A 16288-nucleotide genomic window follows, 5' to 3' on the forward strand; every position below is an offset into this window, starting at 1 on the left:
CGAGGTCGTATGGGACGGGTGCGTTGAAGGAGGTCCCGTGGCGGCGCTACTGCTGGCGTGGTGGTGAGTCGACCAGGGCGCCGATGCGTTCGGCTGCCCGGCGGGCCTGCAGATGAAGCCGGCCCACGTTGGTGTCCGGGCTGGCCACGGCCGTCAGGACGGCGCGGCGGCCGGCCGAGTAGGCGGCGATGTAGCCACCGGTGCCGCGTGTCAGGGACTCCTCGAAAGACCCCTGACCGGTCGCCTCGGTGAGGCGCTTGGCGACCCCTATGGCCGCCGCGGTGAGCGCGGCCAGACCGTCCGGTTCGATGTCCGGAAGGTCGTGGGCGATGACCATGCCGTCCACGCTCGCCACCATGCCGCCCTGGAAATGCCTCACCTGATCCCGCAGTGTGAGTAGTTCGTCCCGTATCCGGGGTTCGATCGTCATCAGTCTCCTTTTCGCGGCCAGTCTTTTGATGGCGCGCCTCATGCCGTGCACGGTCTTCGCGCGCAGGGGTTCACAGGTTTTCCTCCAGCGCCGTACGCAATCGGATCAGGAGGGCAATATCCGGATCGGCGGTATCGAGGAGATCCGGTACCGGTAGTTGCCAGGTCGGGGTGTCGCGCCCGTGGGCGGGGCCCGGCGGGGGCCCGTCGAGGCAGGCCCCGGGCCGCCGCCGGGGGAGCGCGGCCGGCGACGGCACGCGCACGAGACCGGCCGCGGCCAGGCGGCGGATGTCCAGCAGCGTCACGAACGCGGACTGGCCCAGTGAGCGGGCGAGTTCGTACGGGGTGTGCCGACCGTCGGCCCGTTCCAGCAGCCGCCGTTGCCCGGCCGTGGTGCGGGCCCGGCCGCTGGGGCGTACGGGCACGACCGGCGAGCTGTCGACCGCGGCCCAGGGCCGCAGCCGGTCCAGCTGCGCCCGGCGGCGAGCCGTCGCCTGCTGCAGGGCGGTGGCGCTGATCTGGCGCACGGCCCCCAGCCAATGGGCGGTCCCGGGGGTGAAGGAGGTGGCCTCGGGGGGCAGCGGCAGGGCGAAGAAGGCGGCGTCGAGGAGGGCCGCCAGATGGCAGATCTCCAGTTCGCCCTGCGTCAGCCAGCCCTCGCGGACCAGGAACTGGCCGACGCGGTGCTGCGGCCCGGCGGCGTCCACGGCCTGCCCCCAGCCCTGCTCGGGCACCTTGCCGGCCGCGGTGAGGCGTACGTCGAGCCCGGGTGCGGCGGCGCCCTCGACGCAGGTGACCGCCCCGTCGAGGAGGTAGACCGAGCCGTGCGGGCCACGCAGGACGCCGGTGACGCGCTGCGCGGCGAACCGGTCGAGCAGCCCGTCCGGGGCGGGTGGGCGAGGAGGTATGGGCAGGCCCATGGCTGGTTCCCTAACCGTTCGTGCGAGGGGCGGAGCAGCGGTGTCAGGACGGGACCAGCTCCGCCGCCAGGTCGCGCAGCCGCAGCCGGGCGACGGCGAGATTGGCCTGCGCACGGTCCAGCCAGAGGTAGAGATAGGTCTGGCTGTCGAAGGCGGTGTGCACGAAACGGATCAGGTGGTAGCTGCCGGCGGCCGTGATGATCAGGTCCTCCAGGGCCGGACCGGACGCGCCGCCGGTGTCGAAGGTGGCGTTGCGCGCCACGGCCTGCACGACATCGGCGGTGTCCGCCGCGGCCGCGTCGTGGTCGCCGTGCGGGGCCTGTCCGGCGGTGCCGAGCGTCAGCCCGCTGGTCCAGTCGATCAGCCCGGCGCCCAGGACGCCCGGGATCCCCATCGCTTGGGACAAGACCTGATCGATACCCGGCACTTCGGAACTCCTTCGCGACGGCTGCGGACGGGGGCGGGTACGGCGCGAAAACGCCGAAGCCCTCCCGTTGTGGCAGCGTGTGGGAGAGCCTTCACGGAAGGTTACTGAAGGTGCGCGTTGGGCACATGCCTCCTGGGCAGGTCTCTGGCAATTGACGTGTTCTCGCCCATGCGTGGCCCTCCGGAGGCCATCGAGCCGGGCCCCGCCCCGCCGGAATGCGGCGGCATGCGAGCCGACCGGCCTCGCGGCGGTTCGCGTTCCGGCACGTCAACTGCCCCGTGTGCGGCTTCGGTTGGGGCTCTCCGAGTGCGGCGTGCCGAGCCCTGCGCCTCGTTCCACCGACCGCTCGCCTTGGCCGAAATAATGCGGTTCCACCGCGATGTCCGGCCGTTCCTCCTGTAGGGCCCATCCGGCCTCAAAACCTACGGCTTGGTAAAGAATTGCCGGTCAAACCTGTTCAGGAGGGGCGGTAAGACGACAGGATCCCTCCGTAGACCTGTGATCAACGCCGCCACAAGTGGCAACCGAGCAGGGGGAAACCACCACGTGAGAAGAAAAGCAGCGTTCGGCGCCGCCGGCACCCTGGTGACCGGCGCGCTCCTCACCGGAGCGATAGCCGCCACGCCCGCCAGCGCCGGCGAGCACCCGAAGACCAAGACGGCCGAAGCGCGCGGTGTTCAGACCGCCGCCGCACGCGCGGCCAAGAAGGGCATCGACTGGCAGGACTGCCCCGCGGACTGGGGCCTGAAGTCGCCCGTCCAGTGCGGCTATGTCACCGTCCCGGTCGACTACGCCCGGCCCAACGGCCGCACCATCAAGATCGCCGTCGACCGGGCCGTCAGCACCGGCGGCAAGGAGGAGCGACAGGGCTCACTCCTGTACAACCCCGGTGGACCCGGTGGTTCGGGCATGAAGTTCCCGACCCGCATCACCACCAAGAACCCGCTGTGGGCCAAGACCGCGAAGGCGTACGACTTCGTCGGCTTCGACCCGCGGGGAGTGGGCCACTCCGCAGCCATCTCCTGCATGGACCCGCAGGAGTTCGTCAAGGCCCCCAAGGCCGACCCGGTGCCGGACAGCGAGGCGGACAAGCGCGCCCAGCGCAAGCTCGCCAAGGAGTACGCACAGGGCTGCGCCGAGCGCAGCGGCGACCTCCTGCCGTACATGACGACCGCGAACACCGCCCGCGACCTCGATGTGGTGCGTGCCGCGCTCGGCGAGAAGAAGCTCAACTACCTGGGCGTCTCCTACGGCACCTACCTCGGCGCCGTCTACGCGACGCTCTTCCCGGACCATGTCCGCCGGATGCTCGTCGACAGTGTCGTCGACCCGTCCCGCGAGAAGGTCTGGTACCAGGCGAACCTCGACCAGGACCTCGCCTTCGAGACCCGCTGGGGCGACTGGAAGAAGTGGGTCGCCAAGAACGACGCGGCCTACCACATCGGGGACACCCCCGAGAAGGTCCAGGCCGCCTGGGAGAAGCTGCGGGCGACCGCGAAGAAGAACCCCATCGGTGGTGTCGTCGGCCCCGCCGAGCTGACCGGCTTCTTCCAGAACGCGCCGTACTACGACTCGATGTGGACCTCGGTCGCCGAGGTCTGGAGCGCCTACCTCGCCGGTGACAGCAAGCCGCTGGTCGAGAACGCCGGTCCGAACCTGAAGGACACCGCGGGCAACATCGCCTCGGAGAACGGCAACGCCGTCTACACGGCCGTCGAGTGCACCGACACCAAGTGGCCCACCAGCTGGCGGAAGTGGGACCGGGACAACACCCGCATCCACCAGCAGGCACCGTTCATGACCTGGTCCAACGCCTGGATGAACCTGCCCTGCGCCACCTGGCCGGTCAAGCAGCAGCGCCCGGTGGAGGTCGCCACCGGCAAGGGCCTGCCGAGCGTGCTGATCGTGCAGAGCGAGCGGGACGCGGCCACGCCGTACGGTGGCGCCGTCGAGCTGCACAAGCGGTTCGCGGGCTCGCGTCTGATCACCGAGAAGAACGCCGGGTCGCACGGTGTCACCGGGCAGGTCAACCCCTGCATCAACGACCGGGTCGACGCCTACTTCCTGGAGGGCAAGACCGACGCCGAGGACGTGACGTGCGCCCCGCACGCCACGCCGAAGCCGGGCAAGTCGACGGCGAAGGCCGCCGCCAAGGGTGCGGCCGACCTTCCGGCCGCGCCGTAGTGGCGCAGCGATGACACGAAGGGGCGGCCGGGATCCCTCCGGGCCGCCCCTTCTCGCGCTCCCGGCGCGTCACACCGTGAAGACCTCCGCGAAGGCGGCCCTGGTGGGGGAGTCCGCCCGGCGGTCCAGCACGGCGAACACCACCCGGTCGAACCAGCCCGCGAAACGGCCGTCGGCGAGCAGCGCGGCGGCGAACGCCCCTGCCACATCGGCCGGTTCGTTCTGGAAGACCCCGCAGCCCCAGGCACCGAGCACCAGCTGGCGGTGCCCGCCGGCCGCCGCGACCTCCAGCACCCGCTCCGCCCGCGCCGTCAGCGCCGCCGGCACCCGCGCAGCCTCGTCCGGCCGCTGCCGTGCGATCACTCCCGCGTTGGGCGCCGCGGCCGTCACGAACCCCGCCTCGTACGGCACTTCCAACAGCGTGCCCCGGTCGTCCCGGAACACCGGCACACCGGGCGAGAGGATCACCCGGTCGCTGTAGAACGGGCTGGGATCGGCCCTGTGCGCCGCATTGCGGCAGGCAGGCCCCGGGCGGCGAGGCCCCGAGCCTGCCGCCCGGGGGCCATGACACTCAGTCGGCTGCCACGGCGAACGGCCCACCGGCACCGAAGGCCAACTCGGCGAAGCGCTCACCGATACGGCGGTGACCGGCGGCGTCCGGATGGACCCCGTCGGGCAGGGGCAGTTCGGCGAAGTCCGCCTCGCCGTAGAGCGAGCGGCCGTCGAGGTAGTGCAGGTTGGGGTCGTCGGTCGCCCGCTGCGCGGTGATGCGGTGGAGTTCGTCGCGGATGACGTTCAGCGTCAGCCGACCGGCGGCGCGCTCCGCCGGGTCCCCGACGGCCCGGAACCGCAGCCTTCCGGCGCTGAAGTCCGGTGCGAGCGGACCCGGGGTGTCCTCCTGGACGGGGCACAGGACGGAGGAGACGACCAGCAGTGGCGTGCTCGGGTGGCCCTCGCGGAGGGTGTCGAGGAAGCCGTGGACCGCCGGGCCGAAGGCACGGAGCCGCATCACGTCGCTGTTCACCACATTGATGCCGATCTTGACGCTGATCAGGTCGGCGGGGGTGTCCCGCATGGCACGCGCGGTGAACGGGTCGAGCAGCGCGTTGCCGCCGAACCCCAGGTTGATCAGCTCCACGCCCGCCCGGGCGGCGACCAGCGCCGGCCAGGTCTCCGTCGGGCATTCGGCGTTGGAGCCGTGGCTGAGCGAACTGCCGTGGTGCAGCCACACCCGGCGTCCGTGGTCCGGCGCGGCCTCGACCGGGGCGTCGGTGCGCAGGGCGATCAGCTCGGTGATCTCGTTGTGCGGCAGCCAGATCTCGACGTCCTTCACCCCCGCCGGCAGCGCGTCGAACCGGACGGTGCCCGCCGGGCCGGGCCGGGTGACCACGGACTGGGCGGTCATGTCGACGGTCTGCACATTGCCGCCGGACGCGGTGGCCCGGCCCATGAGACGGCCGTCGACGAGCAGGTCGTACCTACCGTCGGGCAGCGGCGGAACGCCCTCGTAGACCCGCTTGGTGGGCAGCGTGTCCAGCTCGACGACGGTGGCCCCGGTCCGGAAGACCAGCCGCACCCCGGCGGGCTTGGCCTCGGTCATCGCCAAGTTCTCGTCGGGGAACTGCTTACGGGCCCAGGCGGGCAGCCGGTGCGGCAGCAGGCCCTGCGCGGTGTGTTCCACATCGAGGGCGCCGCGCAGCATGCGCGGTTCGATGGGCGTGGTGATCCAGTTCGTCACGCGGCTCTCCGCAGAAGGCCGGGGACGTCGTTGAGCTCGCAGTACATGACGCCACTCTGCCAACCGGAGGCCCGCTCGGCATCCGAGTTTCCGCACCGCGGAGCCGCCGCCCGGGCCCGTCCCCGAGGTCCGGCCACCTACCCCGCCTGCCCGCCGCCGTGCCCGCGCCGCCCGTGGGGGCGGGCCTGCGCCTGGGCCTCGGCCTTGGCCTCGCCCGCGTACTTGTCCACGTACTCCTGGCCGGACAGCGTGAGGATCGCGTACATGATCTCGTCGGTGACGGCACGCAGCGCGATGCGCTCGTCGGCCATCCCCGCGTACCGCGAGAAGTCCAGCGGCGCGCCGAAGCGGATCGTGATCCGCATGGCTCGCGGCAGTCGCCGGCCGGTCGGCTGCGCCTCGAACGTGCCGATCATCGCGCACGGCACCACCGGCACCCCCGCCTGGATGGCCATCGAGGCGACCCCGGTACGCCCCTTGTAGAGCCGCCCGTCGTGCGAGCGGGTGCCCTCCGGGTAGATCCCCAGCAGGCGGCCCTTGCGCAGGACGGCGAGCCCCGAGGAGATCGCCGCCTGTGAGGCCCGGCCGCCGGAGCGGTCCACCGGGATCTGCCCGACGCCGCGGAAGAACGCCGCGGTCAACCGCCCCTTCAGACCCGGCCCGGTGAAGTACTCGGCCTTGGCCAGGAACGTCACCCGGCGCGGCACGATCGCCGGCATCACGAAGTGGTCCGCGAACGAGAGGTGGTTGCCCGCGATGATCGCCGCGCCCTCTTCCGGGATGTGCTCCAGCCCCTCGATCCGCGGCCGGAACACCAGCCGCAGTAACGGCCCCAGCAGGAAGTACTTCAGCACCTGATAGAACACGGGGCGGCTCCCTCTCCCGTCGGATCGTCTCGGGGGCTGCGTCGTTCCAGGTCACGAGGGCTCCCGGATGGGAGGTGAGTGTATGGGCAACCGCCGCCGGTGGTAACACCCCCGCCCGGATCACGCCGCCCGGCGGCCACCGGAGCCGGCCGGACCGCCGCCACCGTCGCTTTGGCATCCGCGGACAACTTTCGACTCCCCCTGAACGAGGCCGACCCGGCGCACCGTACTGCCCGGCAACCGAGCCTGAACCCCAGGTTCCAGGCCGAAGGCAGGAGTCATACATGTCCCGAAAGAGAAGAGTGACGCGTCGTCAGAAGATCGTCGTCGGGGTCAGTGCCGCGGCGCTGGTCGGCGGCATCGCCATCGCGACGACGGGCACCAGCCAGGCATCGGTGGCGTGCGACGGACTGGCCACCGCCCTGAGCAACAACCAGAAGTTCATCGCCGATCAGCAGGCCCGCCCCGACGCCCAGTCGGCGGCGCGGATCGCCAACCGGCAGGCCGTGATCAAGGAGATCCAGGCCAAGCAGAAAGCCGCCGGCTGCAGCGGGGGAGCGGACGGGGGTGATGCCGCGGGCGCTCCACCCCAGGCCCAGGAGCCGCCCGCCGCCAGCACGCCACCCGCCGCCGAGGAGCCGCCGGGCTCGGCGGAGCCGCCCGCGTCCGACGACCCGTCCGCCTCCGCCGCCCCGCCCGCCGGGGACGGCGACGTGGTCTGCCCCGGCTCGACGGTGACGCTCTCCGGCGAGGGCGGCGCACCGGCGGCCTCCAGCGACCAGTTCCCCGCCGGGACGAAGCTGAAGGTGACCAACCTGGACAACAACAAGTCGACGACCGTGTCCGTGACCTCGACGTCCGGCAGCTGCGTACTGCTCAACAACGCCGCCTTCGAGCAGGTACGTGAGGAGGGCAAGTTCCTGATCCGCCGCGCCCGGATCGAGCGCGTCGGGTAGTCCCGGTCCGGTGACCGGTGGCGGAGCCGCCTCCTCCGCCGCCGGTCACCTTGTCGTGTGCGCGGGCGCGTCCGCAAGGTCCCGCCTGGCCCTACGGGCGGACGACGGACTTTGCGGACACCCCGCGGCCCGTACGGGCGACTTCGCGGCGTGGCCGCTTGTGCGCCGGCGCCGGGCGAGGTGGCCTGAACCCACCGAGGGTTCTGAGGAGACACCGATGCCCGTGCGCCGCCGACACCGCCGACACACCTCCGCCCGTGCCGCCCTGCCCGCCGCCGTGCTCGCCACCGTGTCCGCGGCGCTGGCCGGCACCTTCCTGCCCACCCCGGCGGGCGCCGCCGAGCCGCCGCCGCCCGCCGCCGCCGAGCCGAAGCCGCCCGCCGCCGCCGAGCCGAAGCCGCCCGCCGCCGCCGAGCCGAAGCCGCCCGCCGCCGCCGAGCCGAAGCCGCCCGCCGCCGCCGAGCCGAAGCCGCCCGCCGCCGCCGGGCCGAAGCCGGCCGCAGCCGATCAGGGCCTGCTGCTGACCGTGTCCGGGGACGGCAACACCTGGATCCGCGGGGTGCGGCTCGGCTGCCCGGACACCTACGGCAGACATCCGCACGCCCTGGCCGCGTGCAACGCGCTGACCTGGGCGCGCGGGGACCTCGACGCGCTGCCCGGCGAGCCGCACGGCTGCACCAAGCAGTTCGCCCCGGTCACGGTCAGCGCGCGGGGCACCTTCCGGGGCGCCGCGGTGGACTGGCACCAGGAGTTCGCCAACCTCTGCACGATGGATTCCGCCACCGGGCCCGTCTTCCGCTTCTGAGGGCACCAGGGGCTCCAGGGCCTCCCAAGGGCTTCTGAAGGCTTCCAGGCCCCGGAGAGACACCGCGGGGGCCTGGACGCGTCCGCGCGCTCAGGCCGGCCGTGCCGCCACGACCCCGATCGTCACCAGCGCCAGCACCACCCAAGAGAACCAGAGCCAGCCATTGGACCCCAGCGCCACGGTGTAGGCGGTGGCCACCACCAGCCCGCCCACCGTCATCACGGCCATCGTCCTAGCAGATCCGGGCATACCCGCAACCTCCTCATGGCGGCCTCGGAATGGCGTGCTCGCTTCGTCCCCTCACACGCCACGGGCCGCGGCCATGGGACCATCGTCCCCGGCCGCGGCCCGTACCGCCAGATGGGCGACCCGCGTTACCGCCCCCGCGCGTTGAGCGAGGCGAGATAGGCGTTGTAGTCGGCCAGATCCTTGTCGCCGTTGCGCTCGGCGGCCCGGTCCGCGCGCTGCGACTGGCGCGCCTCGGACTTGTACCACTGGTAGACCAGGGCGATCAGCACCACGACGGACGGGATCTCGCTGAAGGCCCAGGCGATCCCGCCGGCGGCCTGCTGGTCGGTCAGCGCCTCGATGCCCAGGGAGGCCGGCGGGTGGACGAAGGTGTCGACCATCGGCTCCGACGCCATCATCAGCGCGATACCGAAGAACGCGTGGAACGGCATGCCCGCGAACAGCTCCAGCATCCGCATCACATAGCCGGGCCGGTGCGGCCCCGGGTCGACGCCCATGATCGGCCAGAAGAAGACCAGGCCGACCGCGAGGAAGTGCACCATCATCCCGATGTGCCCGGCCCTGGACTCCATCAGGAAGTCGAACAGCGGTGAGAAGTACAGCGCGTAGAGGCTCGCGATGAACAGCGGGATGGTGAACGCGGGGTGCGTGATGATCCGCATGTAGCGGCTGTGCAGCAGACCCACCAGCAGTTCGCGCGGGCCCTTGCGGCCGCGCCCGGCGGCCGGCAGCGCGCGCAGCGCCAGCGTCATCGGCGCCCCCAGGAGCAGCAGGATCGGCGAGAGCATGCTGACGATCATGTGCTGGACCATGTGCACGCTGAACATCAACATGCCGTAGTCGTTCAGCTTGGTGCACATCGACAGTGCCACCGTCAGCACGCCCAGCACCCAGCCGACGATCCGGCCCGTCGGCCAGGCGTCACCGCGCCGCCGCAGCCGGACCACGGCCCAGCCGTACAGCCCGAGCGCCAGCAGGCAGCCGACCAGAAAGAACGGATCACCACCGAACTCCAGGCCCCGCCCCAGCGTGAACGGCGGCAGATCCATGTTCATGCCGTCCATGCCGTGCCCGCTGTGATCCATCCGCTCGCTCCTGATTCGTACCAATGCTCCGGCGACAAGAGTAGAACCGCCCCCGGCCGTCACAGCGGCCGGGGGCGGTTCGCGCGCCGTGGGGCTAGCGCCGGGTCACAGCACGCATTCCGCCTCGTCGTAGCGCTCCGAGGGCACGGTCTTGAGGGTCTCCACGGCCTCGGCCAGCGGCACCAGCGTGATGTCCGTGCCGCGCAGCGCGGTCATCATCCCGAAGTCGCCGCGGTGTGCGGCCTCGACGGCGTGCCAGCCGAAGCGGGTGGCGAGGACCCGGTCGTACGCGGTCGGGGTGCCGCCGCGCTGGACGTGGCCCAGGATCACCGGGCGGGCCTCCTTGCCGAGGCGGTTCTCCAGCTCGACGGAGAGCTGGCGGGCGACGCCGGCGAACCGCTCGTGCCCGTAGATGTCCTTGCCGCCGACGTCGAAGGACATCGTGCCCTCGCGCGGCTTGGCGCCCTCGGCGACCACCACGATGGCGAACTTCTTGCCGGCCTCGAACCGGGCGGAGACCCGCGCCGTCAGCTCATCGATGTCGAAGGGCCGCTCCGGCACCACGATCGCGTGCGCACCGGCCGCCATGCCCGAGTGCAGTGCGATCCAGCCGGTGTGCCGCCCCATCACCTCGACGATCATCACCCGCTGGTGCGACTCGGCGGTGGTCTTGAGCCGGTCGAGCGCCTCGGTGGCGACGCCCACCGCGGTGTCGAAGCCGAACGTCACATCCGTGACCGCGATGTCGTTGTCGATGGTCTTCGGTACGCCGACGATCGGCAGCCCGGCGTCCGACAGCAGCCGCGCCGCCTTGAGCGTGCCCTCGCCGCCGATCGGGATGATCGCGTCCAGGCCCAGCTCCGCGACATGGCCGCGGGCCCGCTCGACGCCGTCCCGAAGGTGGGCGGGCTGCACCCGCGACGACCCCAGGATGGTGCCGCCGCGCGCCAGGATGCCGCCGACGGCGTCGAGGTCGAGCTTGCGGTAGTCGGCCTCCAGCAGGCCCTTCCAGCCATCGCGGAAGCCGATCACCTCATCGCCGTGATCGGCGGTGGCGCGGTGGACGACGGAGCGGATGACGGCGTTCAGTCCGGGGCAGTCGCCGCCGGAGGTGAGTACACCAATGCGCATTGCTCGAAAAACCTCTGCAACTCAACCGGGGGCCCGGACCCCGTCGTCCGGTTGGATTCCGCTCACCCTACAAGCGCGAAGGCCGCGGGTACACGTACGCCCGCAGTGCGGGACTGCGGGCGTACGAAAAGGGGATGAACCGGGTGAAGCGGGTTAAGCGGGCTGGGTCGCCGCGGCGATCCGCTCCTGGCGCAGCGCCTCGTACCAGCGGTCGTCCACCGGGGGCAGCGCGTTGACGTCCAGTGCCAGCTTGATCAGCAGGTCGGCGATGTGCGGGTTGCGGGCCATCACCGGGCCGTGCATGTACGTGCCGAAGACGGTGTCGTTGTACGCGCCCTCGTAGCCGTCGCCGACGCCGTTGCCCTTGCCGAACCGCACCTTGGCGAACGGCCGGGCGGTCTTGCCCAGGTGCGTGACGCCCTGGTGGTTCTCGAAGCCGGTCAGCGGCGGCAGCCCCAACTTCGGGTCGATGTCGGCCAGTACGTCGCCGACGCAGCGCTCGCCCTCGCCGCGGGTGCTGACCACGTCCAGCAGCCCCAGGCCCTGCTGCCGCTCGCCCAGGTCGTTGATGAACTCATGGCCCAGGATCTGGTAGCCGGCACACACCGAGAAGACGATCGCGCCGTTGGAGACCGCGCGGGACAGTCCGCCGTCGCGGATCAGCCGCTCGGAGGCCAGCCGCTGCGGCCGGTCCTCCCCGCCGCCGATCAGATAGATGTCACCGGAGGTGGGAATCTGCTGGTCGGACCGTACGTCCAGCCGCTGGACGTCCAGACCGCGCTGGCGCGCCCGCCGCTCCACCACCAGGGCGTTTCCCTGGTCGCCGTACGTGCTCAGCAGATCCGGGTAGACCCACACCAGGCGCAGGCTGTTGTCACTCATTCTCGCTCGTCCTTGTCCGCGCATCGCGCTCAGTTGCCCACGCGACGGCGCAGGTCCTGGAAGGCCGTGTAGTTGGCGATGACCTCGATCCGGCCGGGCGGTGCCATCCGCACCGCCTCGTCGACGCTCTCGCACACCTGGAAGTCGAGCCCGGCGACCTCCAGCCGCACCGCCAGGTCCAGCTTGCGGTCGCCGATCACGAAGAGCGGGTGTCCGGCCAGCCGGGTGTAGTCGACGTCCCACAGCCAGGAGGTGTCCGTACCGTCCGCGCCGCGCGCGTTCACCGACATGATCACCGGGGTCGGCGGCGGGTCGATCAGCGAGAACGTCTCCAGCCAGCCGGCCGGGTTCTTCGCCAGCAGCAGTCGCAGCTCGCGCTCCATGAACGTGACCACGTCATAGCGGCCGGCCACCGCCTGCACCGAGAACATCCGCTCCAGGGCCACCTGAGGCGGCACCCCGAAGGCGGCGGCGACCGCGGCGGAGGTGGTGGCGTTCGCCTTGTTGGCGCGGCCGGGCAGCTGCAGCTTGATCGGCCAGGCGCTGCCGTGCGGGTCCAGGACGTGATCACCGGACAGCGCCCAGCTGGGCATCGGACGGCGGAAGCCGCACTCGCCGCAGAACCAGTCGTCGCCGGGGCGCTGCATCACACCACCGCACGACGGGCAGGACCAGGCGTCGTCCTTCCACTCCTGGCCGGCCGCGACCCACACCACGTTCGCGGACGACGAGGCCGCCCAGACGATCAGCGGGTCGTCCGCGTTGGCGACGATCAGCGCCTTGGAGTCGGCCAGGCCCTCGCGCCAGCGCTCCGCCAGCATCCGGGTCTCGGCGGCGCGGTCGAGCTGGTCGCGCGAGAGGTTCAGCAGCGCTATGGCCTTCGGCGTCACATCGCGTGCCACACCGGCCAGGTACTTCTCGTCGACCTCGATCACGCCGTACTTCGCGTCCGAGCCGCCGGCCAGCGCGGATGTGATGCCCGCCGGCATGTTGGCGCCGAGCGCGTTGGAGACCACCGGGCCGCTGGCCCGCAGCGCCTCCGCGATCAGCCGCGTCGTGGTGGTCTTGCCGTTCGTGGCCGACACCAGGATGACGTCCAGGTGCCGGGCCAGCCGCGCGAGCAGGTCGGGGTCGAGTTTGAGCGCCACCCGGCCACCGATCACCGATCCGCTGCCGCGGCCCGCCGCGCGCGATACCGCCGCCGCGGCCTTGCCTGCCGTCACGGCCAGCTTGGCCCGCGGCGACAGCGGGTCCGTGTTGCCTGCCATCGTCCTAGATCCTCCTTGCATCCGGCGCCCCCCTGCGGTGTGGCTGCCGGTGGAACGCCTCCTCCGCCGCCGATGACCGGCCGGAGGCTTCGGTCGGGGATCAGCCTATCGAGATCCGGCCGCGGGCCCGAACCCCGCCACCCGTGCAGCGTCATCCGGCGTTCACGGACCGTACGCTTGGCCCCATGCGCTCCCGCACCATTCCCGGCAGTTCCGGCCGCCTTCGCCCGATGCGCCTGCTCGGCGATCCGGTCCTGACCGATACCTGTCAGGACGCCACCGTCTTCGACGGCGAGCTGGCCCGGCTGGTCGAGGACATGTTCGCGACGATGTACGCCGCCGAAGGCGTCGGCCTCGCCGCCAACCAGATCGGCGTCCCGCTGCGGGTGTTCGTCTACGACTGCCCCGACGACGAGGACGTCCGCCATCTGGGACACCTCGTCAACCCCCGGCTCGTCGAGGTCGACGGACCGGTCGTCCGCGGGCCGGAGGGCTGTCTCTCGCTCCCCGGGATCGAGGCCGGCACCCCGCGCCACGACCGCGCCGTCGTGACCGGTTTCACCGTCACCGGCGAGCCGAGGACGGTGACCGGCACCGGATACTTCGCCCGCTGCCTCCAGCACGAGTGCGACCACCTCGACGGCCAGCTGTACGTCGACCGGCTCACCGGCCTGCGCCGGCGCCGGGTGCTGCGCACGGCCGCCCGGTCCCCCTGGGCGGGGCAGTCCGGGCCCGCGGAGGAGGCGGCCGCCCGCTGAGGCGGCGGGCCCGGCGGACGACGGGCCCGGTTGTCGCGGCTCCTGCGGCCCCGGCTTCCGCGTCGCCACTCCGGCTCAGAAGCCGGGGCCGCCCGCGAGGTCCTTGACCCTGGCCAGCTGCCCCCATAGCAGATCGGTCAGCTGCTCGACCAACTGCTCGCGGGAGCAGGGGCGTTCGCGCAGCCACCAGTCGCCGGCGCCGTGCATCATGCCGACGATGCCGTGCCCCCATACCCGGGCCCGCAGCTCGCCGCCCGGACCCAGGTCGAGCCGGTCGGTGATGACCTTGGCCAGTTCCTCGCCGAGCCGGCGCAGCAGCGGAGCGGAGTGCCGCCCCACGTCGAAACCGGACTCCGGGGAGGTCTCCTCGTCCGAGGGGTGCATCAGGAAGCGGTACACCTGGGGGCGGGTCTCGATCGCGAGCAGATAGGCGTCGAGGGTGGCCTCGACCCGGTCCCGGCGCAGGACCGGCGCGTCCAGCGCGGTGCGCAGATTGTCCAGCAGGGCGTCGGTGTGCCGTACGGCCAGCGCGCGGTACAGCCCGCCCTTGTCGCCGAAGTGCCGGTAGAGGATCGGCTTGGTGATGCCCGCCTCGGCGGCGATGGCGTTCATCGAGGCGTCCGGGCCGTCGCGCAGCACGATGCGCTCCGCGGCCTCCAGCAGCTCCCGCCGCCTGCGCTCGGTCGCCGAATGACGGCCGTCGCTGTGCTCTGTGCTCTCCATGGTCGTGCTCCCCACCCGTTGTGAATCTGTGGCGCTCGCGCAACGTAACACCCGCGCTCCACCGTGAATTGGTCGCCGGGGGAGTTGACAGTGCTTACTGGCGAGTAACACACTACGGGTTACCGCTAGTAACATCGTACTGCCTGCAGCGCTGGAGGGGACATGGCCGAGTTCATCATGGAGCTCAACGACGAGCAGAAGGAAGTCCGTGACTGGATTCACGGCTTCGCCGCCGATGTCATGCGCCCCGCCGCCGCGGAGTGGGACGAGCGCGAGGAGACCCCCTGGCCGGTCATCCAGGAGGCCGCCAAGATCGGAATCTACTCGCTGGACTTCTACGCGCAGCAGTACTTCGACCCCACCGGCCTCGGCATCCCCATGGCCATGGAGGAGCTCTTCTGGGGCGACGCGGGCATCGCGCTGTCCATCGTCGGCACCGGCCTCGCCGCGGTCGGCGTGCTCGCCAACGGCACCGAGGAGCAGATCGGCACCTGGGTGCCGCAGATGTACGGCGACGCCGACGACGTGAAGGTCGCCGCCTTCTGCTCCTCCGAGCCCGACGCCGGCTCGGACGTCGCCTCGATGCGTACCCGCGCGGTGTACGACGAGGCCAAGGACGAGTGGGTCATCAACGGCACCAAGACCTGGGCCACCAACGGCGGCATCGCCAACGTCCACGTCGTGGTCGCCTCCGTCGACGCGGAACTCGGCTCCAAGGGCCACGCCTCCTTCATCGTCCCGCCGAACACCCCCGGCCTCTCCCAGGGCCAGAAGTTCCAGAAGCACGGCATCCGCGCCTCGCACACCGCCGAGGTCGTCCTGGAGGACGTGCGGATCCCCGGCAACTGCCTGCTCGGCGGCAAGGAAAAGCTGGACGAGCGCCTGGCCCGTGCCCGCGAGCGCGCCAAGGCGGGCGGCGGCGAGCGCGTGAAGAACGCCGCGATGGCCACCTTCGAGGCCTCCCGCCCGGCCGTCGGCGCGATGGCCGTCGGCACCGCCCGCGCCGCGTACGAGGAAGCCCTGGAATACGCCAAGACCCGCGAGCAGTTCGGCCGCCCGATCATCGACAACCAGGGCGTCGCCTTCCAGCTCGCCGACATGCGCACCTCCATCGACGCGGCCCGACTGCTGGTCTGGCGCGCCTCCTGGATGGCCGTCAACGGAAGGCCGTTCACCGCCGCGGAGGGCTCCCAGTCCAAACTCTTCGCCAGCGAGACCGCCAAGAAGGTCACCGCCCAGGCCATCCAGATCCTCGGCGGCAACGGCTTCACCCGCGAATACCCGGTCGAGCGCATGCACCGCGACGCCGCCATCTACACCATCTTCGAAGGCACCAGCGAAATCCAGCGCCTGGTGATCGCCCGAACCCTGTCGGGGATGCCGATCCGCTAGGGACAACTCCCTGTAAAACGCGTGTAGTTCGCGGCGAATGAAGTAGGGCCCCGCTCTTCTCGGAGTGGGGCCCTTGGGTGTCTCCCAGACGTCTCAAACAGCTTGTGGGAGATTTTTGGGAGATCGTTTGCGGCGGGGAGATGTGAGCTCGGGAACGGCCCGTACTCGCGACGATCCAGGACCGGGCGGAGGGAGTCCTCACACAAGCCTTGCAACTGATCGGCGATCCTCAGTTCCATGGGCAGCGTCACATGCGAGTAGACACCCTCCACGCCCTGCAGTACATGGCCCATACGGGCCTCGACGGCGACGCGGGAATGTCCGCCTTCGTCCAGCCAGACCTTGTGGCTGTGCCGGAGTCCGTGCGGCACCATGCCCTCGACGCCCAGGACCGGTCGGATGCCGGCACGCGCCTTGGCTCCTCGCACGACTCAGTAAGCAGCACCGAGGCGGCGGAGGACAACTCCTCCTTATC

General features: G+C 71.3%; 16 protein-coding genes and 1 pseudogene. 5 read left to right on the forward strand and 12 right to left on the reverse strand.

The window, feature by feature from the left end:
- Positions 1–46 precede the first annotated feature (46 nt).
- From WAB15_RS36900 to WAB15_RS36910, 3 genes are all read right to left on the reverse strand, one after another.
- Positions 47–430, reverse strand: a complete 384-nt coding sequence (locus WAB15_RS36900; protein ID WP_399148089.1) for a roadblock/LC7 domain-containing protein — start codon at positions 428–430, stop codon at positions 47–49.
- A gap of 70 nt (positions 431–500) precedes the next feature.
- On the reverse strand, positions 501–1349 hold the full coding sequence (locus WAB15_RS36905) for a hypothetical protein (RefSeq protein ID WP_407288968.1): 849 nt from the start codon (positions 1347–1349) through the stop codon (positions 501–503).
- A gap of 43 nt (positions 1350–1392) precedes the next feature.
- Entirely contained in the window at positions 1393–1776 is a 384-nt protein-coding gene (locus WAB15_RS36910; protein WP_407288969.1) for a hypothetical protein, read from the reverse strand.
- 546 nt (positions 1777–2322) lie between these two features.
- On the opposite strand from WAB15_RS36910, the gene WAB15_RS36915 reads away from it, so the two are divergent.
- Positions 2323–3960, forward strand: a complete 1638-nt coding sequence (locus tag WAB15_RS36915; RefSeq protein WP_407288970.1) for an alpha/beta hydrolase — start codon at positions 2323–2325, stop codon at positions 3958–3960.
- A gap of 69 nt (positions 3961–4029) precedes the next feature.
- Here the strand turns inward: WAB15_RS36915 and WAB15_RS36920 are convergent.
- From WAB15_RS36920 to WAB15_RS36930, 3 genes and pseudogenes are all read right to left on the reverse strand, one after another.
- Positions 4030–4470: pseudogene (locus WAB15_RS36920) on the reverse strand (TIGR02452 family protein); the annotation flags it as partial.
- Between the two features lie 61 nt (positions 4471–4531).
- Positions 4532–5662: a GDSL-type esterase/lipase family protein gene (locus WAB15_RS36925; RefSeq protein WP_399148170.1), complete on the reverse strand. Its 1131-nt coding sequence runs from the start codon at positions 5660–5662 to the stop codon at positions 4532–4534.
- A gap of 173 nt (positions 5663–5835) precedes the next feature.
- Positions 5836–6564: a lysophospholipid acyltransferase family protein gene (locus WAB15_RS36930; protein WP_407288971.1), complete on the reverse strand. Its 729-nt coding sequence runs from the start codon at positions 6562–6564 to the stop codon at positions 5836–5838.
- Positions 6565–6848: 284 nt separating this feature from the next.
- On the opposite strand from WAB15_RS36930, the gene WAB15_RS36935 reads away from it, so the two are divergent.
- Positions 6849–7520: a hypothetical protein gene (locus tag WAB15_RS36935; RefSeq protein ID WP_399148094.1), complete on the forward strand. Its 672-nt coding sequence runs from the start codon at positions 6849–6851 to the stop codon at positions 7518–7520.
- Between the two features lie 217 nt (positions 7521–7737).
- Complete coding sequence (locus tag WAB15_RS36940) at positions 7738–8325, forward strand: SSI family serine proteinase inhibitor (protein ID WP_407288972.1); 588 nt, start codon at positions 7738–7740, stop codon at positions 8323–8325.
- Positions 8326–8415: 90 nt separating this feature from the next.
- On the opposite strand, the gene WAB15_RS36945 is transcribed toward WAB15_RS36940, so the two are convergent.
- The 5 genes from WAB15_RS36945 to WAB15_RS36965 form a co-directional block, all read right to left on the reverse strand.
- Entirely contained in the window at positions 8416–8574 is a 159-nt protein-coding gene (locus WAB15_RS36945) for a hypothetical protein (protein ID WP_399148096.1), read from the reverse strand.
- A gap of 125 nt (positions 8575–8699) precedes the next feature.
- Positions 8700–9659 carry a cytochrome c oxidase assembly protein gene (locus WAB15_RS36950; RefSeq protein WP_407288973.1) on the reverse strand — a complete coding sequence of 320 codons (960 nt, stop codon included), beginning with the start codon at positions 9657–9659 and terminating at the stop codon, positions 8700–8702.
- Between the two features lie 105 nt (positions 9660–9764).
- On the reverse strand, positions 9765–10790 hold the full coding sequence (locus WAB15_RS36955; protein WP_399148098.1) for a 6-phosphofructokinase: 1026 nt from the start codon (positions 10788–10790) through the stop codon (positions 9765–9767).
- Between the two features lie 153 nt (positions 10791–10943).
- The gene (locus WAB15_RS36960; protein ID WP_384434810.1) at positions 10944–11672 is read right to left on the reverse strand and encodes a type 1 glutamine amidotransferase; all 729 of its coding nucleotides are present in this window, start codon (positions 11670–11672) and stop codon (positions 10944–10946) included.
- 29 nt (positions 11673–11701) lie between these two features.
- On the reverse strand, positions 11702–12940 hold the full coding sequence (locus tag WAB15_RS36965) for a MurT ligase domain-containing protein (protein ID WP_407288974.1): 1239 nt from the start codon (positions 12938–12940) through the stop codon (positions 11702–11704).
- Between the two features lie 185 nt (positions 12941–13125).
- Between WAB15_RS36965 and def the strand changes: the two genes are divergently transcribed.
- Complete coding sequence (def, locus tag WAB15_RS36970; RefSeq protein WP_407288975.1) at positions 13126–13698, forward strand: peptide deformylase; 573 nt, start codon at positions 13126–13128, stop codon at positions 13696–13698.
- A gap of 75 nt (positions 13699–13773) precedes the next feature.
- Here the strand turns inward: def and WAB15_RS36975 are convergent, their stop codons facing one another.
- The gene (locus WAB15_RS36975; RefSeq protein ID WP_407288976.1) at positions 13774–14421 is read right to left on the reverse strand and encodes a TetR family transcriptional regulator; all 648 of its coding nucleotides are present in this window, start codon (positions 14419–14421) and stop codon (positions 13774–13776) included.
- Between the two features lie 162 nt (positions 14422–14583).
- Between WAB15_RS36975 and WAB15_RS36980 the strand changes: the two genes are divergently transcribed.
- Entirely contained in the window at positions 14584–15813 is a 1230-nt protein-coding gene (locus tag WAB15_RS36980) for an acyl-CoA dehydrogenase family protein (protein WP_407288977.1), read from the forward strand.
- Positions 15814–16288: the final 475 nt, after the last annotated feature.

The organism is Streptomyces sirii, assembly GCF_045690365.1.
In the GTDB taxonomy this organism is placed as follows: Bacteria; Actinomycetota; Actinomycetes; order Streptomycetales; family Streptomycetaceae; genus Streptomyces; species Streptomyces sirii.